The 22960-nt window shown below is 44.6% G+C and carries 18 protein-coding genes; 7 read left to right on the forward strand and 11 right to left on the reverse strand.

Features of this window, described 5'->3' with window-relative positions:
* Positions 1-37 precede the first annotated feature (37 nt).
* The 7 genes from CTT30_RS09480 to hinT form a co-directional block, all read right to left on the reverse strand.
* The gene (locus tag CTT30_RS09480; RefSeq protein ID WP_239865876.1) at positions 38-1327 is read right to left on the reverse strand and encodes an NAD(P)/FAD-dependent oxidoreductase; all 1290 of its coding nucleotides are present in this window, start codon (positions 1325-1327) and stop codon (positions 38-40) included.
* A 413-nt stretch (positions 1328-1740) separates the two neighbouring features.
* Positions 1741-2283, reverse strand: a complete 543-nt coding sequence (gene ycfP, locus CTT30_RS09485; RefSeq protein ID WP_239876249.1) for an alpha/beta hydrolase YcfP — start codon at positions 2281-2283, stop codon at positions 1741-1743.
* Between the two features lie 99 nt (positions 2284-2382).
* Complete coding sequence (locus CTT30_RS09490; protein WP_252034914.1) at positions 2383-3237, reverse strand: phosphotransferase; 855 nt, start codon at positions 3235-3237, stop codon at positions 2383-2385.
* An 18-nt stretch (positions 3238-3255) separates the two neighbouring features.
* Positions 3256-3846 (reverse strand): penicillin-binding protein activator LpoB, encoded by a 591-nt coding sequence (gene lpoB, locus CTT30_RS09495; protein WP_239865869.1) that lies wholly within the window; start codon positions 3844-3846, stop codon positions 3256-3258.
* Between the two features lie 73 nt (positions 3847-3919).
* Complete coding sequence (locus CTT30_RS09500) at positions 3920-4309, reverse strand: YcfL family putative periplasmic lipoprotein (protein WP_239837275.1); 390 nt, start codon at positions 4307-4309, stop codon at positions 3920-3922.
* Positions 4306-5700, reverse strand: coding sequence for a COG3014 family protein (locus CTT30_RS09505; protein ID WP_252034916.1), 1395 nt, complete (start codon positions 5698-5700; stop codon positions 4306-4308). Before CTT30_RS09505 ends, CTT30_RS09500 begins: the two co-directional genes overlap by 4 nt.
* 106 nt (positions 5701-5806) lie before the next feature.
* Positions 5807-6157: a purine nucleoside phosphoramidase gene (hinT, locus tag CTT30_RS09510; RefSeq protein WP_239837277.1), complete on the reverse strand. Its 351-nt coding sequence runs from the start codon at positions 6155-6157 to the stop codon at positions 5807-5809.
* Positions 6158-6382: 225 nt separating this feature from the next.
* On the opposite strand from hinT, the gene CTT30_RS09515 reads away from it, so the two are divergent.
* Positions 6383-8374 (forward strand): methyl-accepting chemotaxis protein, encoded by a 1992-nt coding sequence (locus CTT30_RS09515; protein ID WP_252034918.1) that lies wholly within the window; start codon positions 6383-6385, stop codon positions 8372-8374.
* A gap of 147 nt (positions 8375-8521) precedes the next feature.
* Positions 8522-9691, forward strand: a complete 1170-nt coding sequence (locus CTT30_RS09520) for a DUF1887 family protein (protein ID WP_239865863.1) — start codon at positions 8522-8524, stop codon at positions 9689-9691.
* A 74-nt stretch (positions 9692-9765) separates the two neighbouring features.
* Here the strand turns inward: CTT30_RS09520 and fadR are convergent, their stop codons facing one another.
* Positions 9766-10605 (reverse strand): fatty acid metabolism transcriptional regulator FadR, encoded by an 840-nt coding sequence (gene fadR / locus CTT30_RS09525; RefSeq protein ID WP_239865861.1) that lies wholly within the window; start codon positions 10603-10605, stop codon positions 9766-9768.
* Positions 10606-11297: 692 nt separating this feature from the next.
* Here fadR and nhaB point away from each other — a divergent pair.
* Together nhaB and dsbB are read left to right on the forward strand one after the other, a co-directional pair.
* On the forward strand, positions 11298-12887 hold the full coding sequence (gene nhaB, locus CTT30_RS09530) for a Na(+)/H(+) antiporter NhaB (protein ID WP_252034920.1): 1590 nt from the start codon (positions 11298-11300) through the stop codon (positions 12885-12887).
* A 92-nt stretch (positions 12888-12979) separates the two neighbouring features.
* Positions 12980-13501 (forward strand): disulfide bond formation protein DsbB, encoded by a 522-nt coding sequence (dsbB, locus tag CTT30_RS09535; protein WP_252034922.1) that lies wholly within the window; start codon positions 12980-12982, stop codon positions 13499-13501.
* Positions 13502-13648: 147 nt separating this feature from the next.
* On the opposite strand, the gene CTT30_RS09540 is transcribed toward dsbB, so the two are convergent.
* Both CTT30_RS09540 and lrp read right to left on the reverse strand, forming a co-directional pair.
* Complete coding sequence (locus CTT30_RS09540; RefSeq protein WP_252036635.1) at positions 13649-16558, reverse strand: DNA translocase FtsK; 2910 nt, start codon at positions 16556-16558, stop codon at positions 13649-13651.
* Positions 16559-16754: 196 nt separating this feature from the next.
* The gene (gene lrp, locus CTT30_RS09545) at positions 16755-17249 is read right to left on the reverse strand and encodes a leucine-responsive transcriptional regulator Lrp (RefSeq protein ID WP_006959094.1); all 495 of its coding nucleotides are present in this window, start codon (positions 17247-17249) and stop codon (positions 16755-16757) included.
* Positions 17250-17423: 174 nt separating this feature from the next.
* On the opposite strand from lrp, the gene ald reads away from it, so the two are divergent.
* Positions 17424-18548 (forward strand): alanine dehydrogenase, encoded by a 1125-nt coding sequence (ald, locus tag CTT30_RS09550; protein ID WP_239837283.1) that lies wholly within the window; start codon positions 17424-17426, stop codon positions 18546-18548.
* Between the two features lie 111 nt (positions 18549-18659).
* Here ald and yfbV read toward each other — a convergent pair whose 3' ends face one another.
* Positions 18660-19112 (reverse strand): terminus macrodomain insulation protein YfbV, encoded by a 453-nt coding sequence (yfbV, locus tag CTT30_RS09555; RefSeq protein WP_239837284.1) that lies wholly within the window; start codon positions 19110-19112, stop codon positions 18660-18662.
* A gap of 345 nt (positions 19113-19457) precedes the next feature.
* Between yfbV and CTT30_RS09560 the strand changes: the two genes are divergently transcribed.
* Together CTT30_RS09560 and pta are read left to right on the forward strand one after the other, a co-directional pair.
* A complete protein-coding gene (locus CTT30_RS09560; RefSeq protein ID WP_252034924.1) occupies positions 19458-20654 on the forward strand; it encodes an acetate kinase in 1197 nt (398 codons plus the stop codon).
* Positions 20655-20772: 118 nt separating this feature from the next.
* Positions 20773-22938, forward strand: coding sequence for a phosphate acetyltransferase (gene pta, locus CTT30_RS09565; protein WP_239865855.1), 2166 nt, complete (start codon positions 20773-20775; stop codon positions 22936-22938).
* Positions 22939-22960 lie beyond the last annotated feature (22 nt).

A 22960-nucleotide genomic window follows, 5' to 3' on the forward strand; every position in this document is an offset into this window, starting at 1 on the left:
AGCACTCGTTAGTGCTCTTTGTTTGTCGTTTCCAGCATTAATGTAGCTTGAGGTTTGGACGAAGGACTCGGTTGATCCGCCCCATCAAAATAATTAGAGCCGTCTTGAACACGCCATGTAACGCCATTTGATGTAAGCGATAAAGCGATATATAAACGACTCGGGCAATGCGACCTTCCACCATCATAGAACCTTTGGTTAGATTACCCATCAAGCTCCCTACGGTCGAAAACTGACTCAAAGACACCAAAGAACCTTTATCTTTATAGACATAGGCTTTCAGATCTCGACCATTCAACTTCGCAACGATGTTAGAAAATGCGCAGCTTGCCATTTGATGCGCAGCTTGGGCTCGTGGGGGAACAAAAGAACCATCTGCTTGTGTACACTGAGCCAAATCACCGATAACAAAAATATCGTCATCACGAGTCGTCTGTAGCGTATCTTTTACCACCAATTGATTAATACGGTTAGTCTCAAGACCACCAATGTCTTTGACAAAGTCCGGAGCTTTGATGCCAGCAGCCCAAACCATAATTTGAGCAGGAATCTTTTCTCCATCTTTGGTGAGTAGTCCATCATCACCAACTTCTGTGACCATGGTCGTAGTACGAACCTTCACACCTAGTTTGGTCAGCTCATGATGCGCTGCACTGGAAATTCGTGGTGGGAGAGCAGGAAGAATGCGTTCACCAGCTTCGATTAAGTTGACATTGAGCTTACTGGAGTCAAGATCACCAAAGCCATAGGTGCGAAGCTCTTTTACGGCATTGTGAAGTTCTGCCGACAATTCAACGCCTGTTGCACCCGCACCTACAATTGCAATATCAACAGTGCCATGGCCATGCTTGGCGTGTAATTTGAGGAACTCATTGTTCATCTCAGTTCTGAACTTGTGTGCCTGTTCAGTGCTATCTAAGAAAATGCAATGTTCACGGACACCCGGAGTATTAAAGTCATTGGAAGTAGAGCCAAGAGCCATGACGAGAATGTCATATTCAAGTTCACGTTCTGGCATTAAAAGCTCATCATGTTCATCTCTAAGTTCGCCCAGCCTGATGACTTTGCGCTCTCTATCGATATCCTCAAGGCTACCCATTTGGAAATCAAAATGATGATTTTTTGCATGTGCGCGATAGCTTAGAGCATCGACCCCTTCGTCTAATGAACCTGTAGCTACCTCATGCAAAAGAGGTTTCCATAAATGGCTTGCTTTCCGGTCGACAAGGGTTACTTTCGCTCGCCCTTTTCGACCCAATGTGCGGCCAAGTTTAGTAACAAGCTCAAGTCCGCCTGCACCACCACCTACTACGATAATTCGAGTCACAGCAACAATCCTCTAGAAATAAAAAATAGGTTTCGAGCCGATGATTCGTCTCGATAAAATTGTGTGATTTCATGCCGGTCTGCTGAAAAAGGTTTCAGTCTTACGACGTCAAGGCAATTAGAGGTTTCGTTTGTAATGTTGGACACGTTAATTGGAAAATATATTTCTGAGATCAAAGCCAATCTGCTCAGATAATTAACATTCTGTGGGCAAGCTCTACACTCGCTCTCAATTTTTTTTGATATTTATCAAAAAATTTATAATAGATTCATTATATAGAGCAAAATATGCCACGCAACAAAAGATTACATCAATTACCCTTAAATTTGTCGCGATGTTGAAATGAATGGGAAGTAAGAAAGCGAAGTGCTAGACACACTTCGCTTATTAGTCATCTGAGTTGAAGAAAACGATTAACTTGCAGACTTAAAAGCTTTCATCGTTTGTAGGTGTTGGGAGATCTTCTTAAATTTGTGGCTTTGCGTTTCATCCCATATCACTTGATAGTAAAGACCTAATTCATCAGCCGTTTTTCGATTATCGTGTACTTCATCCTCTTTGGATAGGATAACGAGGCAACGGTCTTTATTCTTGGTACGAAATTCTTCAACACATTTGGTGGCGATATCTTCGTACTCCTCAGGGCGGTCAATGCGGCCCTGCATTGTTTTTTCTGGGTGCAGGTTAGGATTGAAAATCACCTGCTTGATACCACATAAAAAGCCTATTCGCTCAGACCAGTAGCCACCTAATCCAACACCACAAATAATTGCATCGCGATCCCCAGACTGCTCAATCGCTTTATGAACTTCTTTGAGTAGGTGTTGCATATCATGCTTAGGATGCAAAGTGCTGTAGTTAATAAAGCGGACGTCTTCATCAATGAACTGCAACTGAAGCACTTTTTCGTGGTTTCCTGGACTTGTGGAATCAAAACCATGTAAGTAAATAATCATTCTATCACCCTCGATTCTTATCCATTAAATCTACCACGAAAAGAAAGGTTTTAAAGTCAGCGTAAACAATTAAGTATGTCAGACGTTCAAACAGTGATCTTAGCTACAAAATGTGTCGCGTAAAGCTTGTGCTTGGGTTAAATACTGCTCATCTCCCCAAAGTTGATAGGCCAATAAATACCAAAGCATTGCCATCATGGTTGCTCTGGGTTGCCAAGCAAGGACACCCTCGACCCAATCATCGACTCCATCAATGTTTCTTAGCTGGCAATACCGATATACTGACTCTAGTGGCTTTTCCCCTACCACACCGATACTGAGAGTCAAATCCAAGCGAGGATCTGCAATCGCTGCATATTCCCAATCAATCACCATAATACCCTCTGAGTGTTTAACCATGTTATAGCCCGCTAAATCTAAGTGACAAAGTGCTAAGCCAACATCAGCCAGACTTGGTGAACTGCGCCATTGCTGGTAAATATCCAGATAGTCGTTAGATCTTAACTCTTCTCGTAGTTGCATCCAGTAATGGTCAACACGAGCGGTAAAATTAAACGGAGCAACCGGAATCCTTGTGGTGTCCAAACTGTGGATCTTAATCATCGTTTTGAGTAACGAATCAAAAGGTAAGCCATCAGCCAACGACTCCCCTTCAATCCATTCGACTAGTAGCCCATGCTCATTAATCTGAATAGCTTTAGGCCCAAGTTGAAACTCTTCGACAGCAGATAGAATTTGATATTCTTGAAAGCGGGAAATGGAAAAGGCTTTAGTGATTGGTGTGTTAGGTCGCCAAACAAAACAATCGCCGCTTTGGGTAACCACCTTCCAGCAGCGATTGGTCAATCCTCCGGTTAACGTTTGAGCATGATCCGGAGCAATAGAAAAGAAGTGATCCAATGACTTTAATGAATCGTCTAGCTGACATGCTTCATGCCATGACATCCTGGCCATAAATCACTCCTCTATCAATTAAAGCCCTAAGAAGCTCTTAGACTCTTGCTTACGAATTTCAGTCTCATCGGCCCACTCAATAAGACCTGTTTCAAGATCCATGAGACGCATGGTCATTTTGTAATAGACATCTTTATCGCTGCCACCAGCTTTAGCAATACTCGACAGGTTGCCGTATAGCATGTATTGAGCCCCTACCATCTTACCAAACTGGATAGCTGTACTCTGGTTAACTAATTCGTCGTTGTTCTGGAAATTAAGCTGATCACGAACTGACTCAACTCGGTCCATATCAACAAAGCGGAATTTACCTGAGTTCAACAACTTAGTACTGATAGTATCGGTAATAGATTCAGTATCAATGTGTTCACTTGTTTTATTCTTGATGCGTTCGACAAAAACAATAGGACGAGAATCACGAGTGATCGCAGAAACAGAGCCAGACACCATCATGCTATCGACCATTTCACCTGCAATCTTTTGCAAATCGGTTGAGCCAAAATCGATTGTCGTGGTTTCCACCGCTTGTGCATCACCGTAGCTCACTTTATTAGAACAGCCGCCTAAAATGACAGCTAAGCCAAGTAATGCAATAACACTTTTTTTCATTCTTGGTTCCTCAAACTTTTATAGAATCTTATGTTATGAGTGTATGACTAAAGTTAATGAACTTTAGTTCGGTTTAGTGTTCATTTTCGCGAATCTGAACACGGAACTGAGTACCATTCGGATTCACTGAAACTTCAGAAATAGCAATGGTTTCCATGCCACGGACGATAGCCTGACGCCAAGGACCTAACTTGCTATTCACTTCTAGACCCTCATCGTCATACCAGTAAAAGCGATACTGAATATGTTGATCACCCTGGTATTGACTCGCTAAGCGGACAATCCCCCGAGCACGGCCATCAACTTGCGTTGTTGAGATATCTTCGATTTGCAGACGCCCTGCGAGGACGTTGTCACCAAATAAAACGGTTTGCGACTGACCATCAATCCGCAGCCCTGCTGTGTTACTAGAACAGCCAACCATCACCAAAGCAGCCATTACTGCAATAAGCCATTTTTTCATCGAATTTTTCCTAACTGTTTATGCCAAATTGTAGCACTGCCTCCCTGACGAGAGACCCAAACTAAAGCAGTACGACCTGCTTCAATATCAAACTGGTACTCCTGACCCGCAACATGAATCACCTGTTTGCCTGGCTTCACGACTGCACTGCTACTACGAATTTCTCCAGGTAATGTAATCCAACTGCGTGTATCCGGTTGCTCTGTCAATGTATTCCAAATATTGAGCAAGGCATTACCAAGTTCATCATCTTGGGCTGCACTCTTACGCAGCTCATCCTTGGCCCAAACCCGTAATGCCTGACGGATAATGATCATTGGCATTCGCTCAGACAAGTCTCTCTGCGCCATCAAGTTAACGTCTGTCAGCAAGTCACTACGCAGCTTATTATTATTGAGCTGTACTGGAGTAAACGACTGGCTAACTGGCTGAGGGTAATAAGGTAATGCGATAGAGTACAACGCCCCATTACCACGACCATCGTAAAGAGGTAAAGACTGCTTCCAGCCACGCATCGCCTCGACGATACCTTGCTCTTCTAAGACGATAACTCTTGCTTCGTCGTCACTTAAGTAACGGGCCTCGCCGTAATACTTCTCTAGCTGAACGAGGTCTTCATTCATGCCTAGTCGCTTTGCAACTCGCTTAGCGCCATCAATGATCTCAGCATTATCTGGCATCACGGCTAATGCACGCCGATAATCCACATAGGCATCGTTTAAGGAGTTATCCGCTTCATAAAGCAAAGCCGATAAATACAACAGATAGCCATTTTGTACCGCCTGTAGGGTTTCACCCGCATCTGGGTAGCTCGATAAAATACTACCAAGGTTCGATGTTAATCCCTGAGCCTGTAAGTCCTGCTGGGCAGACTCTAGCTCTCTTTCTCTGTCCTTACGAGCTTGCTCCTGAACCTGATTTGCACGGCGCATTTCAATCAACGCACCTTCAAGGCTGTTGTTCTTGAGGTAATTCAAGCCCAAATAAAGGTGTAAAAAGCCTAGCTCGTAATCAGCCGGTGTATATATGTCCAGATTATCATTGACAGCCAAAGCACCAATACTTGTCGCCGTCCCTGTGACAGATATTGTTGCTTTATCCTGCTGAACTCGAACCGCTTGGTCACTCGCTTCAAACGCGGACTTACTGTCAGCGTACTGCTGATTAAGCAAGTAAACTCTGCCTCTCTCAAAGTTATCCAGAATATCGCCAGCAACATTTTCAGGTAAAGCTTCTTCAGCCTTTTGATATTGACCTGCTTTGACTGACTGATAGACCTCATCATTTTGTGCGCTGTAATGACTAAATAAGTTCCCAGCAGAAAAATTGGCACAGGCAGAAAGTGCAGCAGAGCTGAATATCACGAATGCGAGTCGAATGTGTTTACGCACTTCGTACTCCGAAATTAGTTATTAGATTTTCATCATCGTCGCGATTGGACAACGGCATTGATAAAAAGTTTGAATAAATGCCGCCATCCTTATAAGAAATATATCTTTAACTCATTAACATTGGCCCAAGTGGACGGCCGCCAACCAAATGCATATGGATATGATAAACCTCTTGCCCACCATGAGAATTACAGTTCACGATTAAACGGTAACCGTCCTCATCAATGCCCTCTTCTTTAGCAAGCTTACGCGCGACAGTGAACATGCGCCCCATCGCGGCTTCATCTGCCTCTTCAATATCATTCGTTGTTGGGATCAATTTATTAGGGATGATCAAAATGTGACTTGGCGCACGAGGGTTGATGTCACGAAATGCGGTAACGAGGTCATCTTGGTAAACCACGTCGGCAGGGATTTCTTTGCGAATAATTTTACTGAAAATGGTTTCTTCAGCCATGAAGCACTCCATTAAGCGTTGCTATCGTTGATCGTTTCCATGGAGTATGCGCTAACCTTGTCCAGATCACAATAAAAAACAGTGTTCACTTAACATATACACCGTACTGATAGTAGTAGATGGCTAAATTTGTATGATGCGTCATAAAATGCGCGTCTCACCCTCAATACAATACCTCTCTTTTTGTTAATTTTTTTAAGACAAGTAAGTTTTAGGGAGAGATCTATGAGAGGCTCAGTGATCAAGCGTATGTACGCTGGGTTTGCATTGATCATCATAATGTTTGTTATTTCAACTATTATGACAATGCGAGGGATGCAACAAATTCACACCAACTTTGGCAGTGTTTCAAACACCGCTCTACCTTTAGTGTCACAATCTAACCAGACCAGCGTTTACCTACTCTCTGCCGACAAGCTTTTTAAGGACTTTTTGACAACGCAGAGCTCAAGTCGCATGGAGGAGATTCGCGGACAATTTGACCAAGCAAAACAACGCTATGGTCAAGCGCTTCTGGATTTAGCCAAAGCGAGTGATGGAAATACCGAACTACTGACCAGTATCGAACAGCTTAAAGAGATGGAGCAGCGATACTTCACCGAAGCCGACGACGCTATGAGTAACTATCGCGACATGTTTGTTGCTCAAGCCGAAGTACAGAAATCATCTCGCCGCTTCCAACGCCTACATTCTGAGCTCAGTGTGGGTATGAAAGAATATGTCGATGACCAAAGTAGTATTTCGGTTAAAGTGATGGCTAAAAGTTACTTTATCAAACTAAAAGATGCTGAGCTCATTACTTCTGATGCTCTGGCAAGTAATGATCTAGAATTCGTCAACAAGGCCGTAGCCAAAAACAAAAAGGCGGTCACCCACCTTAATTATGCCTACCGCGGTTTGACCGCTCAGATGCCAGAGATCAAGCAAGTTTTCGATGAGTCTGTTCAGCAGTTCACCACTGATATCGGAAAAAAAGGCGGCGTACTCGACCAGCATGCGTCTTACCTTCAAGCGAAAGCAGCCCTTTACGCTAACATTGCTAACCTGACCTTAGAAGTCGATAATACAATGGCAGTCTTAACTTCCTTTGGTCAAGCAGCTCAGGACAGCCTTCACGCTTCTCTTGCAGAAGCCAGTGAGGTATATGATCAAGGTGTGATCAATTCTGTCGCACTGGGTGCTCTCGTCATAGCCCTTGCTATAGGTATTGGCTATCACATTGCCCACAGCGTACGGTCACCTCTGACTCGTATCCTCTCAACTCTAGAGAGTTTGACACAAGGTGATATGACTCAACGAATAGAGATACGCTACAACAACGAATTTAGCCGAGTCAGTGGACACATCAATTCTCTGGCGGATAACCTCCACGATATTTTGCAAAAGTTAAACAGTGCGTCAGACAACCTAACCAATACTGCCAGTATTAACCAAGAAACCTCCTCTCAGGCACAATCGCAACTTAGTCAACAGCGCGAGCAAACCGCGAATGTTGCAACGGCAATGACTGAGATGGCTCACTCTGTTCAAGAGGTTGCTCAAAGTGCGCAAAGCTCTCAACAGATGGTCGAACAAGTTGAAAGCGCTTCAGAATCTGGTCGCCAGATAATGAACGACAACATTACAACGATTAACCAACTTGAAACACGCTTAACTCAATCCGTTGATGCCGTCAAAGATCTCCAATCGATGAGCAGTCAGATAGGCTCAATTTTAGATGTGATTCGCAATATCGCCGAGCAAACCAATTTGCTGGCATTAAATGCAGCCATCGAAGCTGCGCGAGCTGGTGAGCAAGGTCGTGGCTTTGCGGTCGTCGCGGACGAAGTTCGAGTCCTAGCGCAACGTACGACAGAGTCCACATCAGAAATCGAAAACATGATCAGCAACCTACAAAATAGCTCCACCTCTGCCAACAAGGTCATTCAAAGTTGTATGGAGGATATGGATCAATCGGTGGCTCAGGCTTCCAATGCCAATAGTGCCATGGAAGAAATTCAAGCACTGATCATAGAAATTAGCCAAATGAGTGGCCATATCTCTCAGGCTGCGGCAGAGCAAAGCGAAACAACTGGAGAAATTGCTCGCAACATTGATGAGATCAATCAAATTGCTGATTCTAGTTATCAAGCAATGGCGAAAATTGCGCAAACCAGCACCGACTTAACCCAGCTAGCTAACCAGCAAGGTGAATTAGTACATCGCTTTAAACTCTAGTTTTGTAAAGACAATGCAAATAATTCATCTCGGGCGGTTAATTTTATTAATCGCCCTTGTTTTTTATATGCGCTGTCGTTATATGGTTACTAAGGCTTGCCCACTTCTCACTTCACATTTTTTGCAAGCCAATCATGAGGAAGGTTTATGGCAGTTCATGTTGGCATCATTGATCAGGACCCAATTCGTTTAGTCACACCATTATTGGATAACCGAACCGTCAGTGATCACATTGTTTTTATAGGCGTTAAAAGCCAGAAAGATATGTACCATCGTCTACATAGTGTTCTGGCCAAAAGAAACATCACATCAGAGTTTTTTGAGATTCCAAATGTGGCCAATACATCGCGAATAAAGCGTGCCGTCGGCATACTTGCCGATGACCTGAGTGTGCGTGGGGAGGATGTCAAACTTAATGCAAGTTGTGGCCTACGTCACCGCCTACTCTCGGTATACGAAGTATTTCGTACTTTCCATTGGCCTATTTTTGTCGTCGAGCCAAACAGTGATCGCCTTTGTTGGCTATACCCTGATGGAAAGGAAGACACTCAGGTAGAAGATCGTATTACTATTGACGACTACCTCACTGTATTTGGTGCCCGTGGTGAATTCAATCAGCAACAACTCCCTCCGCAGCTTGATCAGAAACTCTATGAACTCGGTGAACGCTGGGCCAGTAACGCTCTTGAACTAGGGCCTGGTTTAGCTACACTTAACTACCTCGCCACAACCTGCCGTAAAGAGCAAAAACTCGATGTGGCGCTGTCTGAAAAGCAGCAAGGCTATCGTGAGCTTAACATGCTGCTCAGTGACCTAGTAGAAGCTGAAATCGCCACTTATGAGAATGGGATCTTAACCTTCGCAGATGAAGATGCTCGACGTTTTTCTAACGGTGAATGGTTAGAAACTCTGGTTCATAGCACAGTACGTCAAATCCAAAAAGACATGCCTACCATTCAAGATCATTCACTCAACGTCCAAGTCTACCGTCAGCTTGGAGACCGCGAAGTACGCAATGAATTGGACGTGGCTTCTGTGGCAAATAACAAACTTCATATCATTGAATGTAAAACGAAGGGAATGCGGGACGATGGTGACGACACCTTGTACAAACTGGAATCACTAAGGGATTTGCTTGGCGGTTTACAGGCTCGTGCTATGCTGGTTAGCTTCCGACCATTGCGCTACAACGATATCACTCGGGCTGAAGATTTGGGCTTGGCTTTGATCGGTCCTGATGAGCTCAAAGATCTCAAAACACACCTTACCAACTGGTTTAAAGAAGCCGGTGGCTACGACGACTGTGATGTCTGCTAACGTTGCCTTCAACCATAACTCTAAGAATACAAAAACCCGCCATGCTAGCGGGTTTCTTCATTTAGACTAAACGATTAGCAATCGTCTTCAGTGAAATTCGTCGGTAAAGACGTTTTCATCTCATTCCAAATCTGCGCACTTTCCATACCGTAGTGGCGAACCACCACGATGATTTTGTCTCGGTTACCTGTCTCACAAACTTCTAGCAAGTCGCGGTAAAACTGTAGAGCCAAATTGCGCGCTTCTGGGTTAGAGAAATAGTAACTCCCTACACGATCATAGAGCTTCTTAAGACCATTAAAGATCAAACCGTAGATTTGGTTACCTGAGTGAAAAGCCAAACGCTGGAACAACATATAGTCGTAATAGTTAAAGGTCTTAGCGATCAAAGTAGCCTGACGCTTCGTTTCGTCTTTCTCACCATCATCTTTAATGTGCTGCTGAATTTTTTCAGCGTACGGAGAAGACGCCATAAAGGTATCCCAAGAATCCGCAGCTAACAGGCTTTCACAAGACTCAATGACACCGCTAATAGTGCGCTCTGCACTTTCTTTATTCGCTTTGAACGCGTAACGCATAAAGATAGGGCTGATGTTAGTACGTGCCGCAAGCAAATCTTCAACAATAGATGTTGCGTTCTCTGCATCAAGAGTCATCAGAGTATCGAGGATATGCAACCCCGATGTTTCCATAAACTGGTTCACCTTAGTCGGTTTACCATGTTGAATGGTTAACCAACCGTCACGAGCTAAGCGCTGAAGCACTTCACGCAGTGTCGTTCTGGTTACCCCGATTAATTCAGAGAGCTCGCGTTCAGCGGGAAGAATAGAGCCTGGAGGGAAGCGCCCTTTCCAAATACTCTCAATGATGTATTTTTCTGCAAAACCTGCAGGGCTCTTTGCCTTAATGACCATTAACTTAACTATCCAATATTTTTATTTATAGGGTCGAATAGAACTCATCATACCACTAGTTCTCACGTATCGGAAACAAACCTACAGCAAACATGCCTCAAACCAACAATGGAGTTAAAGCTCTAATTTAAGCTGATAGATTGCGTTATTATGTCTTTGAGTCAAAGCTGATTTATTTTAGATTTAATAAAAAGTTAATACTTATTAGCCCTTATAGGTATTGACTTCTAATGCAAAAACTAATTTTTTATATTTGCAAAGTAACTAGCTCATTTCCATTCAATATAATGACATAATCTGTCTTATTCAGCCTTTTCATCCCAGAGCTGCCATGAATTGTTTTTTTTCACAACTCTCATCCCACTTTAACGCCACTCGGATCGCGTTTTTAAACAAAAGTCCACTGAGTATTTTATCAAGATAAACATTATTATTGACTAAATTAACTTGAGGAGTACAGTTGCGACCGAAGTAAGGAGTGCTTGTCTTTCTCAGGGAGTGACTTGGCAAGGCCACATGACATATTTCTCTATGTTGTTTTTCTAAGTCACTGTTGAATCAGGTCTGTTTCAACATTTGTTTTGTCCGCTACGTGTTCACTTAATTGCGGTGGCTCAAACCAAATTTTGTGCAGATATAGATACAAGCACACGCAGTGTCTATTCATTACAACATTTAAGAGTATTAGTATCATGCCGATGTCACTCGGGAATGCTTTCATTAAGAACTTCTTAGGCAAAGCTCCAGATTGGTATAAAGTTGCCATCATTTCATTTCTCATTATCAACCCCATTGTCTTTTTCTTAGTTGACCCATTTGTTGCTGGTTGGCTACTGGTTGCAGAGTTTATTTTTACGCTTGCGATGGCCCTAAAATGCTATCCTCTACAGCCTGGTGGACTTCTCGCTATTGAAGCGATAGCAATTGGTATGACTAGCCCCGAGCAAGTAAAGCACGAATTAGTCGCCAACATTGAGGTTCTTTTACTGCTGGTCTTCATGGTTGCCGGTATCTACTTCATGAAGCAGCTCTTGCTGTTTATCTTTACCAAAATTCTTCTCGGCATTCGCTCTAAGAGCCTACTTTCAGTAGCATTTTGTTTCGCAGCGGCTTTCCTGTCTGCCTTCTTAGATGCGCTGACAGTCATCGCAGTTGTTATTAGCGTGGCAGTGGGCTTCTACGCTATTTATCACAAAGTTGCATCAGGAAAAGGCTCAACCGCCTCACACGACCACACTCAAGACGATCATCTTTCAGAGCTCACGCGTGATGACTTGGAAAACTATCGTGCATTTCTACGCTCATTATTGATGCATGCAGGTGTCGGTACTGCACTCGGTGGTGTAATGACCATGGTGGGTGAACCACAAAACCTAATTATTGCCGATCAAGCAGGTTGGCAGTTTGGCGAATTCATTATCCGCATGTTGCCAGTGACAGCTCCGGTTTTTGCTTGTGGCCTCATCACCTGTGTTCTTGTCGAAAAACTGAAAATTTGTGGTTACGGAGCTCAACTTCCTGATAATGTTCGTCAGATTCTGGTTGACTTCGATAATGCAGAGCGTAAGACACGTACCAAGCAAGATGTCGCCAAGCTATGGATCCAAGGTGCGATCGCAGTCTGGTTGATTGTAGGTCTGGCACTTCACCTAGCCGCCGTTGGTTTGATTGGTCTTTCAGTGATTATCTTAGCAACCGCATTCACGGGCGTGATTGAAGAGCACTCTTTGGGTAAGGCATTTGAAGAAGCCCTGCCATTTACCGCACTACTGGCTGTTTTCTTCTCTGTTGTTGCTGTTATTATCGACCAAGAACTGTTTAAGCCTGTTATCGATACGGTTCTTCATGTCGAAGATAAAGGTGCTCAGCTGGCTTTGTTCTACATTGCTAATGGTTTACTGTCTATGGTGTCTGATAATGTTTTCGTTGGTACGGTATACATCAATGAAGTCAAAACGGCTTTAGTCGAAGGTATCATCAGTCGTGACCAGTTCGACTTACTTGCAGTCGCTATCAACACAGGCACTAACCTACCTTCAGTGGCAACACCAAACGGACAAGCTGCTTTCCTATTCCTACTAACATCAGCATTAGCGCCTCTAATTCGCTTGTCGTACGGGCGAATGGTGATCATGGCTCTGCCTTATACCGTCGTCTTAGCGTTGGTCGGTTTAGCCGGTATCATCTATCTTGTAGAGCCAATGACGTCATGGTTCTATGACGCAGGTTGGATTGCACAGCATACAGGTGAAGTTATCCAAGCAGTATCCGGTGGACATTAATCACTAAAAATCAAAACTTTTAGTTGAAGTCGAAACTTTTCCAAGATAAAAAGCTCTGATTAGTCAGAGCTTTTTTATAACAGGACCACTCTGTGAACATTCTTTCTAACATCAAGCATTTTTCCCAAATACGCCTATCTTGGCTGCTATTACTTGCTTTTGTCGTTTTCTTTGAAGCAGCTGCCTTATATTTTCAACATGTTATGTTACTCGCACCTTGTGTGATGTGTATCTATGAGCGAGTTGCCATGCTGGGCGTTGGTGTAGCGGCTCTGATTGGTTTAGCCGCTCCGAACAATAAAGCGATACGTTGGTTTGGTTTAGCGGCATGGGGTGCCAGCGCTTATAAAGGTTTAATGTTGGCATTAGAGCACGTTAACTATCAGTTCAATCCGTCTCCCTTTGCCACCTGCGATTTATTCGTCACTTTCCCAGATTGGGCACCTCTTAACCAATGGGCACCTTGGATGTTTGAAGCCTTTGGAGACTGTAGCAAAGTCGTTTGGCAATTCCTGTCACTATCCATGCCACAATGGCTAGTTGTCATCTTTGCAGCAAATTTAGCGGCACTGGCTGTTATCGTTATTGCGCAGTTTACAAAAGCTAGAAGCTAGAAGCTAGAAGCTAGAAGCTAGAAGCTAGAAGCTAGAAGCTAGAAGCTAGAAGCTAGAAGCTAGAAGCTAGAAGCTAGAAATTAAAAAAGGGTTGGCTCATATGGTCAACCCTTTCATTTTGGTTTGTCATCCATTATTCAGATGGCATTAGTTCATCTCACGACCAGGTGCTGGAGCTAACACTTCTCTGTTACCATTGTGCCCCGGTGCACTCACAATGCCTTGAGCTTCCAGTTGTTCAACAATTCGTGCAGCACGGTTGTAACCGATCTTAAATCGTCGCTGAACTCCTGATACAGACCCTCGACGGGACTGAACGACATGCTCTACGACTTGATCGAACAACGGATCCATTTCTTCCTCACCTTCAGGTTTTTCTCCCGGTAACAATGCCTCTGGCCCTTGATCACCATTGGTGATCTCATCAATATAGTTTGGCTTACCGCGCGCTTTCCAGTTATTTACCACAGCATGTACGTCATCATCCGATGCAAACGCACCGTGTACACGCACCGTATGACTAGAACCCGGAGGTAGATAAAGCATGTCACCCATACCTAATAGTGATTCCGCGCCACCTTGGTCAAGAATGGTTCTTGAGTCGGTTTTCGTCGATACCGTAAACGCCACTCGAGTTGGGATATTAGCTTTAATCAAACCGGTGATAACATCGACAGAAGGTCGTTGCGTCGCCAGTATCAAATGAATCCCTGCTGCTCGTGCTTTTTGAGCAAGTCGAGCAATCAGCTCCTCTACTTTCTTACCCACCACCATCATCAGATCGGCAAACTCATCGACAATGACGACTATGTATGGCAATTTCTCCAGCAATGGCGGAGTTTCATCCATACTGTCACCCGGTTGCCACAGTGGGTCGTGAATCGGATGCCCTGCTTCTGCTGCCATCTTAAGCTTGTCATTAAAGCCTTTGATATTACGAACACCCAACGCGGACATCAGTTTGTATCGACGCTCCATTTCACCGACACACCAACGCAGCGCGTTCGATGCATCTTTCATATCCGTCACCACTTCAGAAAGTAAATGAGGAATACCTTCGTATACCGACAGCTCAAGCATTTTCGGGTCAATCATGATAAAGCGAACATCTTCAGGCGTCGCTTTGTAAAGCATACTTAAAATCATGACATTCACACCAACCGATTTACCTGACCCCGTAGTACCTGCGACCAAAACGTGCGGCATCTTCGACAAGTCAGCGACGACTGCTTCGCCAGCAATATCCTGACCTAGTACTACGGTTGTCGGAGATTTAGCCTCAATAAAGTGCTGGCTGCCAACAACATCTGAGAAATAGACTGTCTGACGACTCATATTCGGCAACTCAAGGCCGACATAGGGTTTACCAGGTATCACTTCCACTACTCGGACAGCCATCGCTGACAATGAACGAGCCAAGTCCATCGAAAGGCCGGAAATACGGCTCACCTTCACGCCTGGCGCTAAATCTAGCTCGAATCGAGTAATCACCGGTCCAGGGAAAATATCAACGACTTCGGCTTTGATCTTATAATCAGCAAGCTTAGATTCAACTAAGCGAGCAATTTCTTCCAATGCTTCGCGATCGATGAAGTTTTCGCGCTTCTCTGGGTGATAAAGCAATTCCAATGTCGGCATTGGTTCTTTCGGTTTTGGTAGGTTCGCTTCTTTCTGGACGAGGAATGGATTCTGCTGCGCGGCGACTTTCGCTTGAGCATCAGCGACAATATTTTGGAACGCCTCTACATCTTCATCTTCGCCTTCTTCAGCTAATGCAGGATCCGAAGTATCATTATCCTCATCATCTGCCACATCAAATGTCGAAATCACTGGTTCCTGTTGGGTGCTTCCGGGCTCAACATGACTTGAAATGCGCTCAAGCTCGGTAGGATCAATAACTGGTTCAACAATCTCATGCTCTTCATGACCCTCTTCACTATTCCACGGCATCTCGTTAACGGAGCCATCAACAGTTTTTGGCTTTTCAGCCATAACGGGTACTTCCTCAGTTTCCACGACATGGGTAGCTTCTAAGGTGGTGGCTTGCTCTTGAATGGCAAAGTCATCCTCACTTTGAGCAACCGCTTCTAGCTCTTCGATTGTAGAACCCAATTGCTTAGTACGTTCCTCTTGAGACACTTCATCATAAAAGTCAGCTCGCTCTGGATGAGCAACTTCAGGCTCCGGCTCAGTAATTTGCTCTGAGGCTTGAGGTTCAACCACTGCGCTATCGGCAATGGGAACATTGACTACTGATTCCTTATGAACTTCAGGCATGTGGATATTGAATCGACGTGGTGCTTTATCAGGTTCCCTTGTGAACAAGACGTCTTCTTGCTCTATAGCATCATTCACCTGAGGAGCTTCTTCTCGAGGCATCACAAGCTGGGGCTCAAGAATTTCTTCCTTTTCACCCCGAACTCTATTAACCAGACTCGTCAGCGCTTGGATTGCCACTTCCCCAATTCGATCCACAATAGTGAGCCAAGAGATCCCAGTTAACAAAGTAAAACCCGCGCCCCATAAAAATAGGAACACTAGTGTTGTACCTAAAATATTGAGAGTTGGCAGCGCAAGGCTAGTTAAAACATCACCAACAACACCGCCAGACGAGAAATACCAAATATCATCGAAGTTAATATCTGCAAGACCACAGCTCGTCAGGATAAGTATCGTTAAACCTAGAAGACGTGTGCCCCATAGCATCAAGTCAATAGATTCATTTTCATCACGCTTTCTGAGCATCACCCAAGCTGTAACGGTAATGACCACAGGGATGGGATAGGCAAGAGAGCCAAACGTGAAAAACAGAGTATCGGCAATCCATGCACCGACAAGGCCGCCTGCATTGTTAATGTCTCCTCCCCAAGCCGTTTGCGACCAAGAAGGATCAGCAGGGCTGAAGGTGAATAATGCGACAGACAATAATATAGAAGACAGTACAATCACAATAAGACTGCACTCTTTAAGGCGTTGAGGCCCATCAAGACGAGAGGACTGAGGCTCTTCTCCAGTTTTGATTATTGTTTCAACTTTATTTTTGTTCTCTTTGAACATAACCAACTTAATCAACTGCGTGATACTGACTCCAAGCAAGACGTTCATACGATGGAACATCCACCCAGCTAATCAGTAAGGAAAAAAATAGTCCGAGCAGCTATGCCACTCGGACTATCGATTTAACCATATTGGGACTTAAAACCCAATTACCTTAAGTCAGAATATCGAAAGGTATTTGCTGCTCTAATAAAGATTAGCGCGTTTTGATAACTAACTGGTTTGTCTGCTTCACTTCTTCCATCACAACATACGTACGTGTGTCGTTAACGCCAGGAAGACGTAAAAGCGTATCGCCAAGGAGCTTGCGATATGCACTCATGTCCGACACTCGCGTTTTCAACAGATAGTCAAAGTCACCTGATACAAGGTGACACTCCTGAATATCGTCGAGCTTCTGCACCGCTGCATTAAATTGTTCAAACACATCTGGTGCACCACGGTTTAGTGTGATTTCGACGAAAACCAAAAGTGATGCATCAAGGAACTGCGGGTTTAACAAAGCTGTATAGCCCGTAATATACCCTTGACGCTCCAGACGACGAACACGCTCTAAACATGGCGTTGGCGAAAGGCCAACTCGTTTAGACAGTTCAACGTTTGAAATACGACCGTCTTTCTGCAGTTCGTTTAGAATGTTGCGATCGATACGGTCTAGATCCTTAGACGGCTTCTTATTGTTGTCTGCCATTTTTTATTCCACCTTATTACTTCCTTGCAAAAAAATATACTACAACTTTTTAATATTCAGTATCAAATTTTATTGTAACCCAACTATACTAGTTGTTAATTCGACAGAATTACCCTACATGCAGTTAATGCAACTAATATAGTTTATACAACCAAAATAAAATGAGGATTCAGGATGATTATTGGCGTACCTAAGGAAATCAAAAACCACGAGTACCGTGTTGGTATGATCCCAGCGAGCGTTCGCGAGCTAGTCTCTCAAGGTCACCAAGTTTTTGTAGAAACCAAAGCCGGTTCTGGCATCGGTTTTTCAGACGATGATTACATCGCTGTAGGCGCATCCATTCTTCCTACCGCTGCTGACGTTTTCGCGAAAGCAGAAATGATTGTAAAGGTTAAAGAACCTCAAGCTGTTGAGCGAGCTATGCTTCGTGAAGGGCAAATATTATTTACTTATTTGCACCTAGCACCAGATTTTCCACAAACTGAAGAGCTAATCAAGAGCAAAGCTGTCTGTATAGCCTATGAGACTGTAACAGATAATATGGGTCGCTTGCCACTACTTGCTCCAATGTCTGAGGTAGCAGGTCGCATGTCTATTCAAGCAGGCGCACAAACTTTAGAGAAATCTCACGGTGGACGCGGCCTTCTTCTAGGTGGTGTTCCAGGTGTTGAGCCAGCGAAAGTAGTGGTTGTAGGTGGCGGTGTCGTTGGTGCTAACGCCGCTCGTATGGCTGTTGGCCTGCGTGCAGACGTAACAATCTTAGACCGCAACGTAGACACCCTACGTCGTCTTGACGAAGAGTTCCAAGGTCGCGCAAAAGTGGTTTACTCTACAGAAGATGCTATTGAGAAGCATGTTCTAGAAGCAGACCTAGTCATCGGCGCAGTTCTAATTCCAGGCGCTGCTGCTCCTAAACTAGTGACTAAAGAGCACATCGCTAAGATGAAGCCAGGTGCAGCAGTTGTTGACGTTGCAATCGACCAAGGCGGTTGTTTCGAAACTTCACATGCGACAACACACGCAGACCCGACTTACATTGTTGATGACGTAGTTCACTACTGTGTAGCGAACATGCCAGGTGCCGTTGCTCGTACTTCAACTTTCGCTCTAAACAACGCAACTCTGCCTTACATCGTTAAGCTAGCGAACAAAGGCTACCGTGAAGCACTTCTTGAAGACAAAGGCTTCCTAGAAGGTCTAAACGTTATTCACGGTAAAGTTACGTGTAAAGAAGTAGCAGAAAGCTTCGATCTAGAATACGTTGAACCAGCTAACGCTATCGCTATGTTCAACTAATATTGGATAGCAATAACTAAAAAAACGCTCACCGAGGTGAGCGTTTTTTTGTTTGAAATAAGAAATTTAGCTAGGCCGTGTATCACTTTCACGTAGTGGTACTGCTTTGATTTAGAACCAACGCTCCAAAGCATTTTTATCTAGCTGTCGAAAGGCACGATTTAAGATGTGAGCGAGTTCTTTATAACGAGGTCGGCTTTTCATTGGTTCAAGCGCAAAACCACTCTCTACTATCTTCTGATGAATTTCCCGATACCAACCTGCCAACGCAGGAGGAAGCTGAGTATTTGCACGACTACCAAGCCACCACATCCCCTGAACCGGTAAACTAAGAGCAAACAACGCCATAATGACAGCCTGTGGCATTGCCGAGTAATTATTGAAGGCCATTTGAGTGAGAACACTGATCGCTGCGATTGCGGGCATCACTTTCACCCCAAACTTGGTGGCTTTGATGATGCGCTGTTCTGGAAACAGTAAATTGAGTTCCTTACGCATAGGCCAAGTATCCATGTACTTCTGCCCGTCACGTAGGTTATTAACTAAACCGGCTTTATTACTCATAGGACTCTCTCACTTCAGTATTGGGCCCAAACTAAAATTAAGTTGAAAGATTCAACTTTCAGCGTAAAAAATTGATGAAAGTTAATATTCTTTCAAATTTTTTTGTTATTATTGGCTATTATCGTTATCCTTTGCAGGCCCACAATCTCATTGTTGCCGTTATTTACAATTTAAGCAACTCTCGGGACCTTTCTGCAGCGGATGCAAGAGCAGTGTTCGGGAATCACTGCTGTCTTTTATACGGAATTCGACGTTTTTTTGACCAAGATTAGTACGCAGCCTTTCTCGCTTCGTCTATTCTTGTGATTAATTTTTATCCTAACTGATTATTACAGGTAGTCACTCATGTCAAAGCTAGTTTTAGTTTTAAACTGCGGTAGTTCTTCTCTTAAATTCGCGATTGTCGATGCAGAAAACGGCAACGAGCACCTAACAGGTCTGGCTGAATGTCTTCACCTTCCTGAAGCACGTATCAAATGGAAACTGGACGGTAAGCACGAAGCACAATTAGGTGAAGGCGCAGCACACGATGAAGCGCTTTCTTTCATCGTTGAAACTATTCTTGCTTCTAAGCCAGAACTTGCCGAGCAACTTAAAGCAGTGGGCCACCGTGTTGTACACGGCGGTGAGAAATTCACTCAATCTGCTCTTATCACTGATGACGTTCTTAAAGGTATCGAAGACTGTGCAACGCTAGCACCTCTGCATAACCCAGCGGCTATCATCGGTATCAAAGCCGCTCAAAAAGCATTCCCTAGCCTGCCAATGTCAGCGGTATTCGATACGGCTTTCCACCAGTCTATGCCAGAAGAAGCGTACCTATACGCACTTCCATACAACCTGTACAAAGAGCACGGTATCCGTCGCTACGGTATGCACGGTACTTCTCACCTATTCATCGCTCGCGAAGCAGCTGAGCGTCTAGGTAAGCCTGCAGATGAACTAAACATCATCAACTGTCACCTAGGTAATGGTGCATCTGTTTGTGCAATCAAAAACGGTAAATCAGTTGATACTTCAATGGGTCTAACTCCACTTGAAGGCCTAGTAATGGGTACGCGTTGTGGTGATATCGACCCTGCGATCATCTTCCACTTACACGACGCACTTGGTTACTCTGTAGAGCAAATCAACACTATGCTAACTAAAGAGTCTGGCCTGCAAGGTCTGACCGAAGTAACTTCTGATTGTCGTTTCGTTGAAGACAACTACGGTGAGAAAGAAGAAGCAACTCGTGCAATGGACGTATTCTGCCACCGCCTAGCTAAATACGTGGCTGGTTACACTGCGACTCTAGAAGGTCGTCTAGACGCGATCGTATTCACAGGCGGTATTGGTGAAAACTCTGGCCCAATTCGCGAGATGGTTCTAAATCGCCTAGGCGTATTCGGTATTGAAGTAGATGGTGAAGCTAACCTGAAAGCACGTTTCGGTGGCGAAGGTAATATCACTACAGCCGACAGCCGCATCCCAGCAATGGTTATCTCAACTAACGAAGAGCTTGTCATTGCGGAAGACACTGCACGTTTAGCAGGTCTTTAATTGACTTCACCGGCTGACTGAAAAGTCAGCCGGTTTTCTTACTAAGGGGCGTAACTCCTATTCCACTCTAGGAATACGAAGTTGGGCTTTATCTAAAATAGCTAAAGGTACTCTACGAATGTCTCGTACTATTATGCTTATCCCTGCCAGCGCTGGTGTTGGTCTTACTAGCGTAAGCATGGGTGTTCTTCGCGCTATGGAGCGCAAAGGCGTTAAAGTTTCTTTCTACAAGCCGATTTGTCAACCACGCTCTGGTGGTGATCAACCGGATCTCACTTCCACTATCGTTGGCCATAATAGCGATGTGAAGATCGGTGAGCCAATGGCGATGTCTGTTGCTGAGAGCCTTATCGGTAACGACAACATGGATGAGCTGCTAGAAACGGTTGTAGAACGTTATAACCAGATCAACAAAGACGCAGACGTTACGCTGATCGAAGGTCTAGTTCCAACTCGCAAGCACCCATTTGCTAACCAAGTGAATGCAGAAATTGCTGCAACACTTGGGGCAGAAATCGTTCTTGTCGCAACACCTGGTACAGATAACCCAGCACAGCTAAAAGAGCGTATCGAAGTCGCTTGTTCTAACTTCGGCGGTACTAAGAATAAAAATATCTCTGGTGTTATCATCAACAAGCTTAATGCGCCTGTTGATGAAGCAGGCCGTACTCGCCCTGACCTATCTGAAATTTTTGACGATGCGGATAGCGCGAAGCAGAACGAAATGAAAGTAATGGAGATCTTTAACACATCTCCAATTCGTGTTCTTGGCTGTGTGCCGTGGAGCATCGACTTGATTGCAACTCGTGCAATCGACATGGCGAAGCACCTGAATGCGGAAATCATCAATGAAGGCGACATCAATACTCGCCGTATCAAGAGCATCACTTTCTGCGCACGTTCTTTGCCAAACATGATCGAGCACTTTAGACCGGGCTCACTACTTGTCACTTCCGCAGATCGTCCAGACGTTATTGTAGCTGCAGCGCTATCAGCAATGAACGGCGTTGAAATCGGTGCAGTTCTTCTCACTGGCGGTTATGACATTCCACAAGAGATCGTTGGCCTATGTCAGCCAGCATTCGATTCTGGCTTGCCTATCTTTAAGGCACAAGGAAACACATGGCAGACGTCTCTAAACCTACAGAGCTTCTCTATTGAGGTTCCTGCAGACGATAAAGAGCGTATCGAGTTTATTAACGAACACGTTGCGGGCCACATCGATGGCAACTGGATTGAGTCTATGACGGAGGGCACTCAAAAGTCTCGCCGTCTGAGCCCACCAGCATTCCGCTACCAGCTTACTGAATTTGCACGCCGTGCAGGTAAGCGTATTGTTCTTCCCGAAGGTGATGAACCACGTACAGTTAAAGCGGCAGCCATCTGTGCTGAACGTGGCATTGCAGAGTGTGTACTTCTTGGCAACCCAGAAGAAATCAAGCGCGTTGCTGCGCAGCAAGGCGTTGAACTCGGTACTGGCGTTACCATTATCAACTCTGATGAAGTACGTGAGAACTACGTAGCACGTCTGGTTGAGCTACGTGGTCACAAAGGTATGACGGAAGTTGTTGCCCGTGAGAAGCTACAAGACTCCGTATTCCTTGGTACCATGATGCTTGAGAACGACGAAGTAGACGGTCTTGTTTCTGGTGCAGTTCACACCACAGCAAACACGATTGTTCCTCCGTTCCAAATCATTAAGACAGCACCAGATGCGTCTATCGTGTCTTCTGTCTTCTTTATGCTACTACCTGATCAGGTATTGGTTTACGGTGACTGTGCGATCAACCCAGATCCGACAGCAGAACAACTAGCTGAAATCGCTATTCAATCTGCGGACTCTGCGGCGGCATTCGGTATCGACCCACGTGTGGCAATGATCTCATACTCGACTGGCGAATCAGGTAAAGGTGCAGACGTAGATAAAGTACGTGAAGCGACTAAAATTGCTCAAGAGAAGCGTCCTGACTTAGTTATCGACGGTCCTCTACAGTATGACGCGGCTATCATGGAAAACGTTGCTGCTTCTAAAGCACCTAACTCTCCAGTAGCCGGTAAGGCAACGGTATTCGTATTCCCAGACCTAAACACGGGTAACACGACATACAAAGCGGTACAGCGCTCAGCCGACCTTGTATCTATCGGTCCAATGCTGCAAGGCATGCGTAAGCCTGTAAACGATTTGTCTCGTGGCGCACTCGTTGACGATATTGTTTACACCATCGCACTCACAGCGATTCAGGCCGATCAAGCCGCACAAGCAGAAGAAAAAGTGGTTAACTGATAATCCCTTTGAACGAATCAAG

It is taken from the genome of Vibrio coralliilyticus (genome assembly GCF_024449095.1).
Taxonomy (GTDB): domain Bacteria; phylum Pseudomonadota; class Gammaproteobacteria; order Enterobacterales; family Vibrionaceae; genus Vibrio; species Vibrio coralliilyticus_A.

What these genes read in the sequence shown, in the direction of transcription:
- ald (WP_239837283.1), top strand. Translation starts at nt 17,424, where the DNA reads ATGATTATTGGCGTACCTAAGGAAATCAAAAACCACGAGTACCGTGTT.
- fadR (WP_239865861.1), bottom strand. Translation starts at nt 10,605, where the DNA reads ATGGTCATTAAGGCAAAGAGCCCTGCAGGTTTTGCAGAAAAATACATC.
- CTT30_RS09520 (WP_239865863.1), top strand. Translation starts at nt 8,522, where the DNA reads ATGGCAGTTCATGTTGGCATCATTGATCAGGACCCAATTCGTTTAGTC.
- lpoB (WP_239865869.1), bottom strand. Translation starts at nt 3,846, where the DNA reads ATGAAAAAAAGTGTTATTGCATTACTTGGCTTAGCTGTCATTTTAGGC.
- yfbV (WP_239837284.1), bottom strand. Translation starts at nt 19,112, where the DNA reads ATGAGTAATAAAGCCGGTTTAGTTAATAACCTACGTGACGGGCAGAAG.
- pta (WP_239865855.1), top strand. Translation starts at nt 20,773, where the DNA reads ATGTCTCGTACTATTATGCTTATCCCTGCCAGCGCTGGTGTTGGTCTT.
- ycfP (WP_239876249.1), bottom strand. Translation starts at nt 2,283, where the DNA reads ATGATTATTTACTTACATGGTTTTGATTCCACAAGTCCAGGAAACCAC.
- nhaB (WP_252034920.1), top strand. Translation starts at nt 11,298, where the DNA reads ATGCCGATGTCACTCGGGAATGCTTTCATTAAGAACTTCTTAGGCAAA.
- CTT30_RS09560 (WP_252034924.1), top strand. Translation starts at nt 19,458, where the DNA reads ATGTCAAAGCTAGTTTTAGTTTTAAACTGCGGTAGTTCTTCTCTTAAA.
- CTT30_RS09515 (WP_252034918.1), top strand. Translation starts at nt 6,383, where the DNA reads ATGAGAGGCTCAGTGATCAAGCGTATGTACGCTGGGTTTGCATTGATC.
- hinT (WP_239837277.1), bottom strand. Translation starts at nt 6,157, where the DNA reads ATGGCTGAAGAAACCATTTTCAGTAAAATTATTCGCAAAGAAATCCCT.
- CTT30_RS09490 (WP_252034914.1), bottom strand. Translation starts at nt 3,237, where the DNA reads ATGGCCAGGATGTCATGGCATGAAGCATGTCAGCTAGACGATTCATTA.
- lrp (WP_006959094.1), bottom strand. Translation starts at nt 17,249, where the DNA reads ATGGCAGACAACAATAAGAAGCCGTCTAAGGATCTAGACCGTATCGAT.
- CTT30_RS09500 (WP_239837275.1), bottom strand. Translation starts at nt 4,309, where the DNA reads ATGAAAAAATGGCTTATTGCAGTAATGGCTGCTTTGGTGATGGTTGGC.
- CTT30_RS09540 (WP_252036635.1), bottom strand. Translation starts at nt 16,558, where the DNA reads ATGTTCAAAGAGAACAAAAATAAAGTTGAAACAATAATCAAAACTGGA.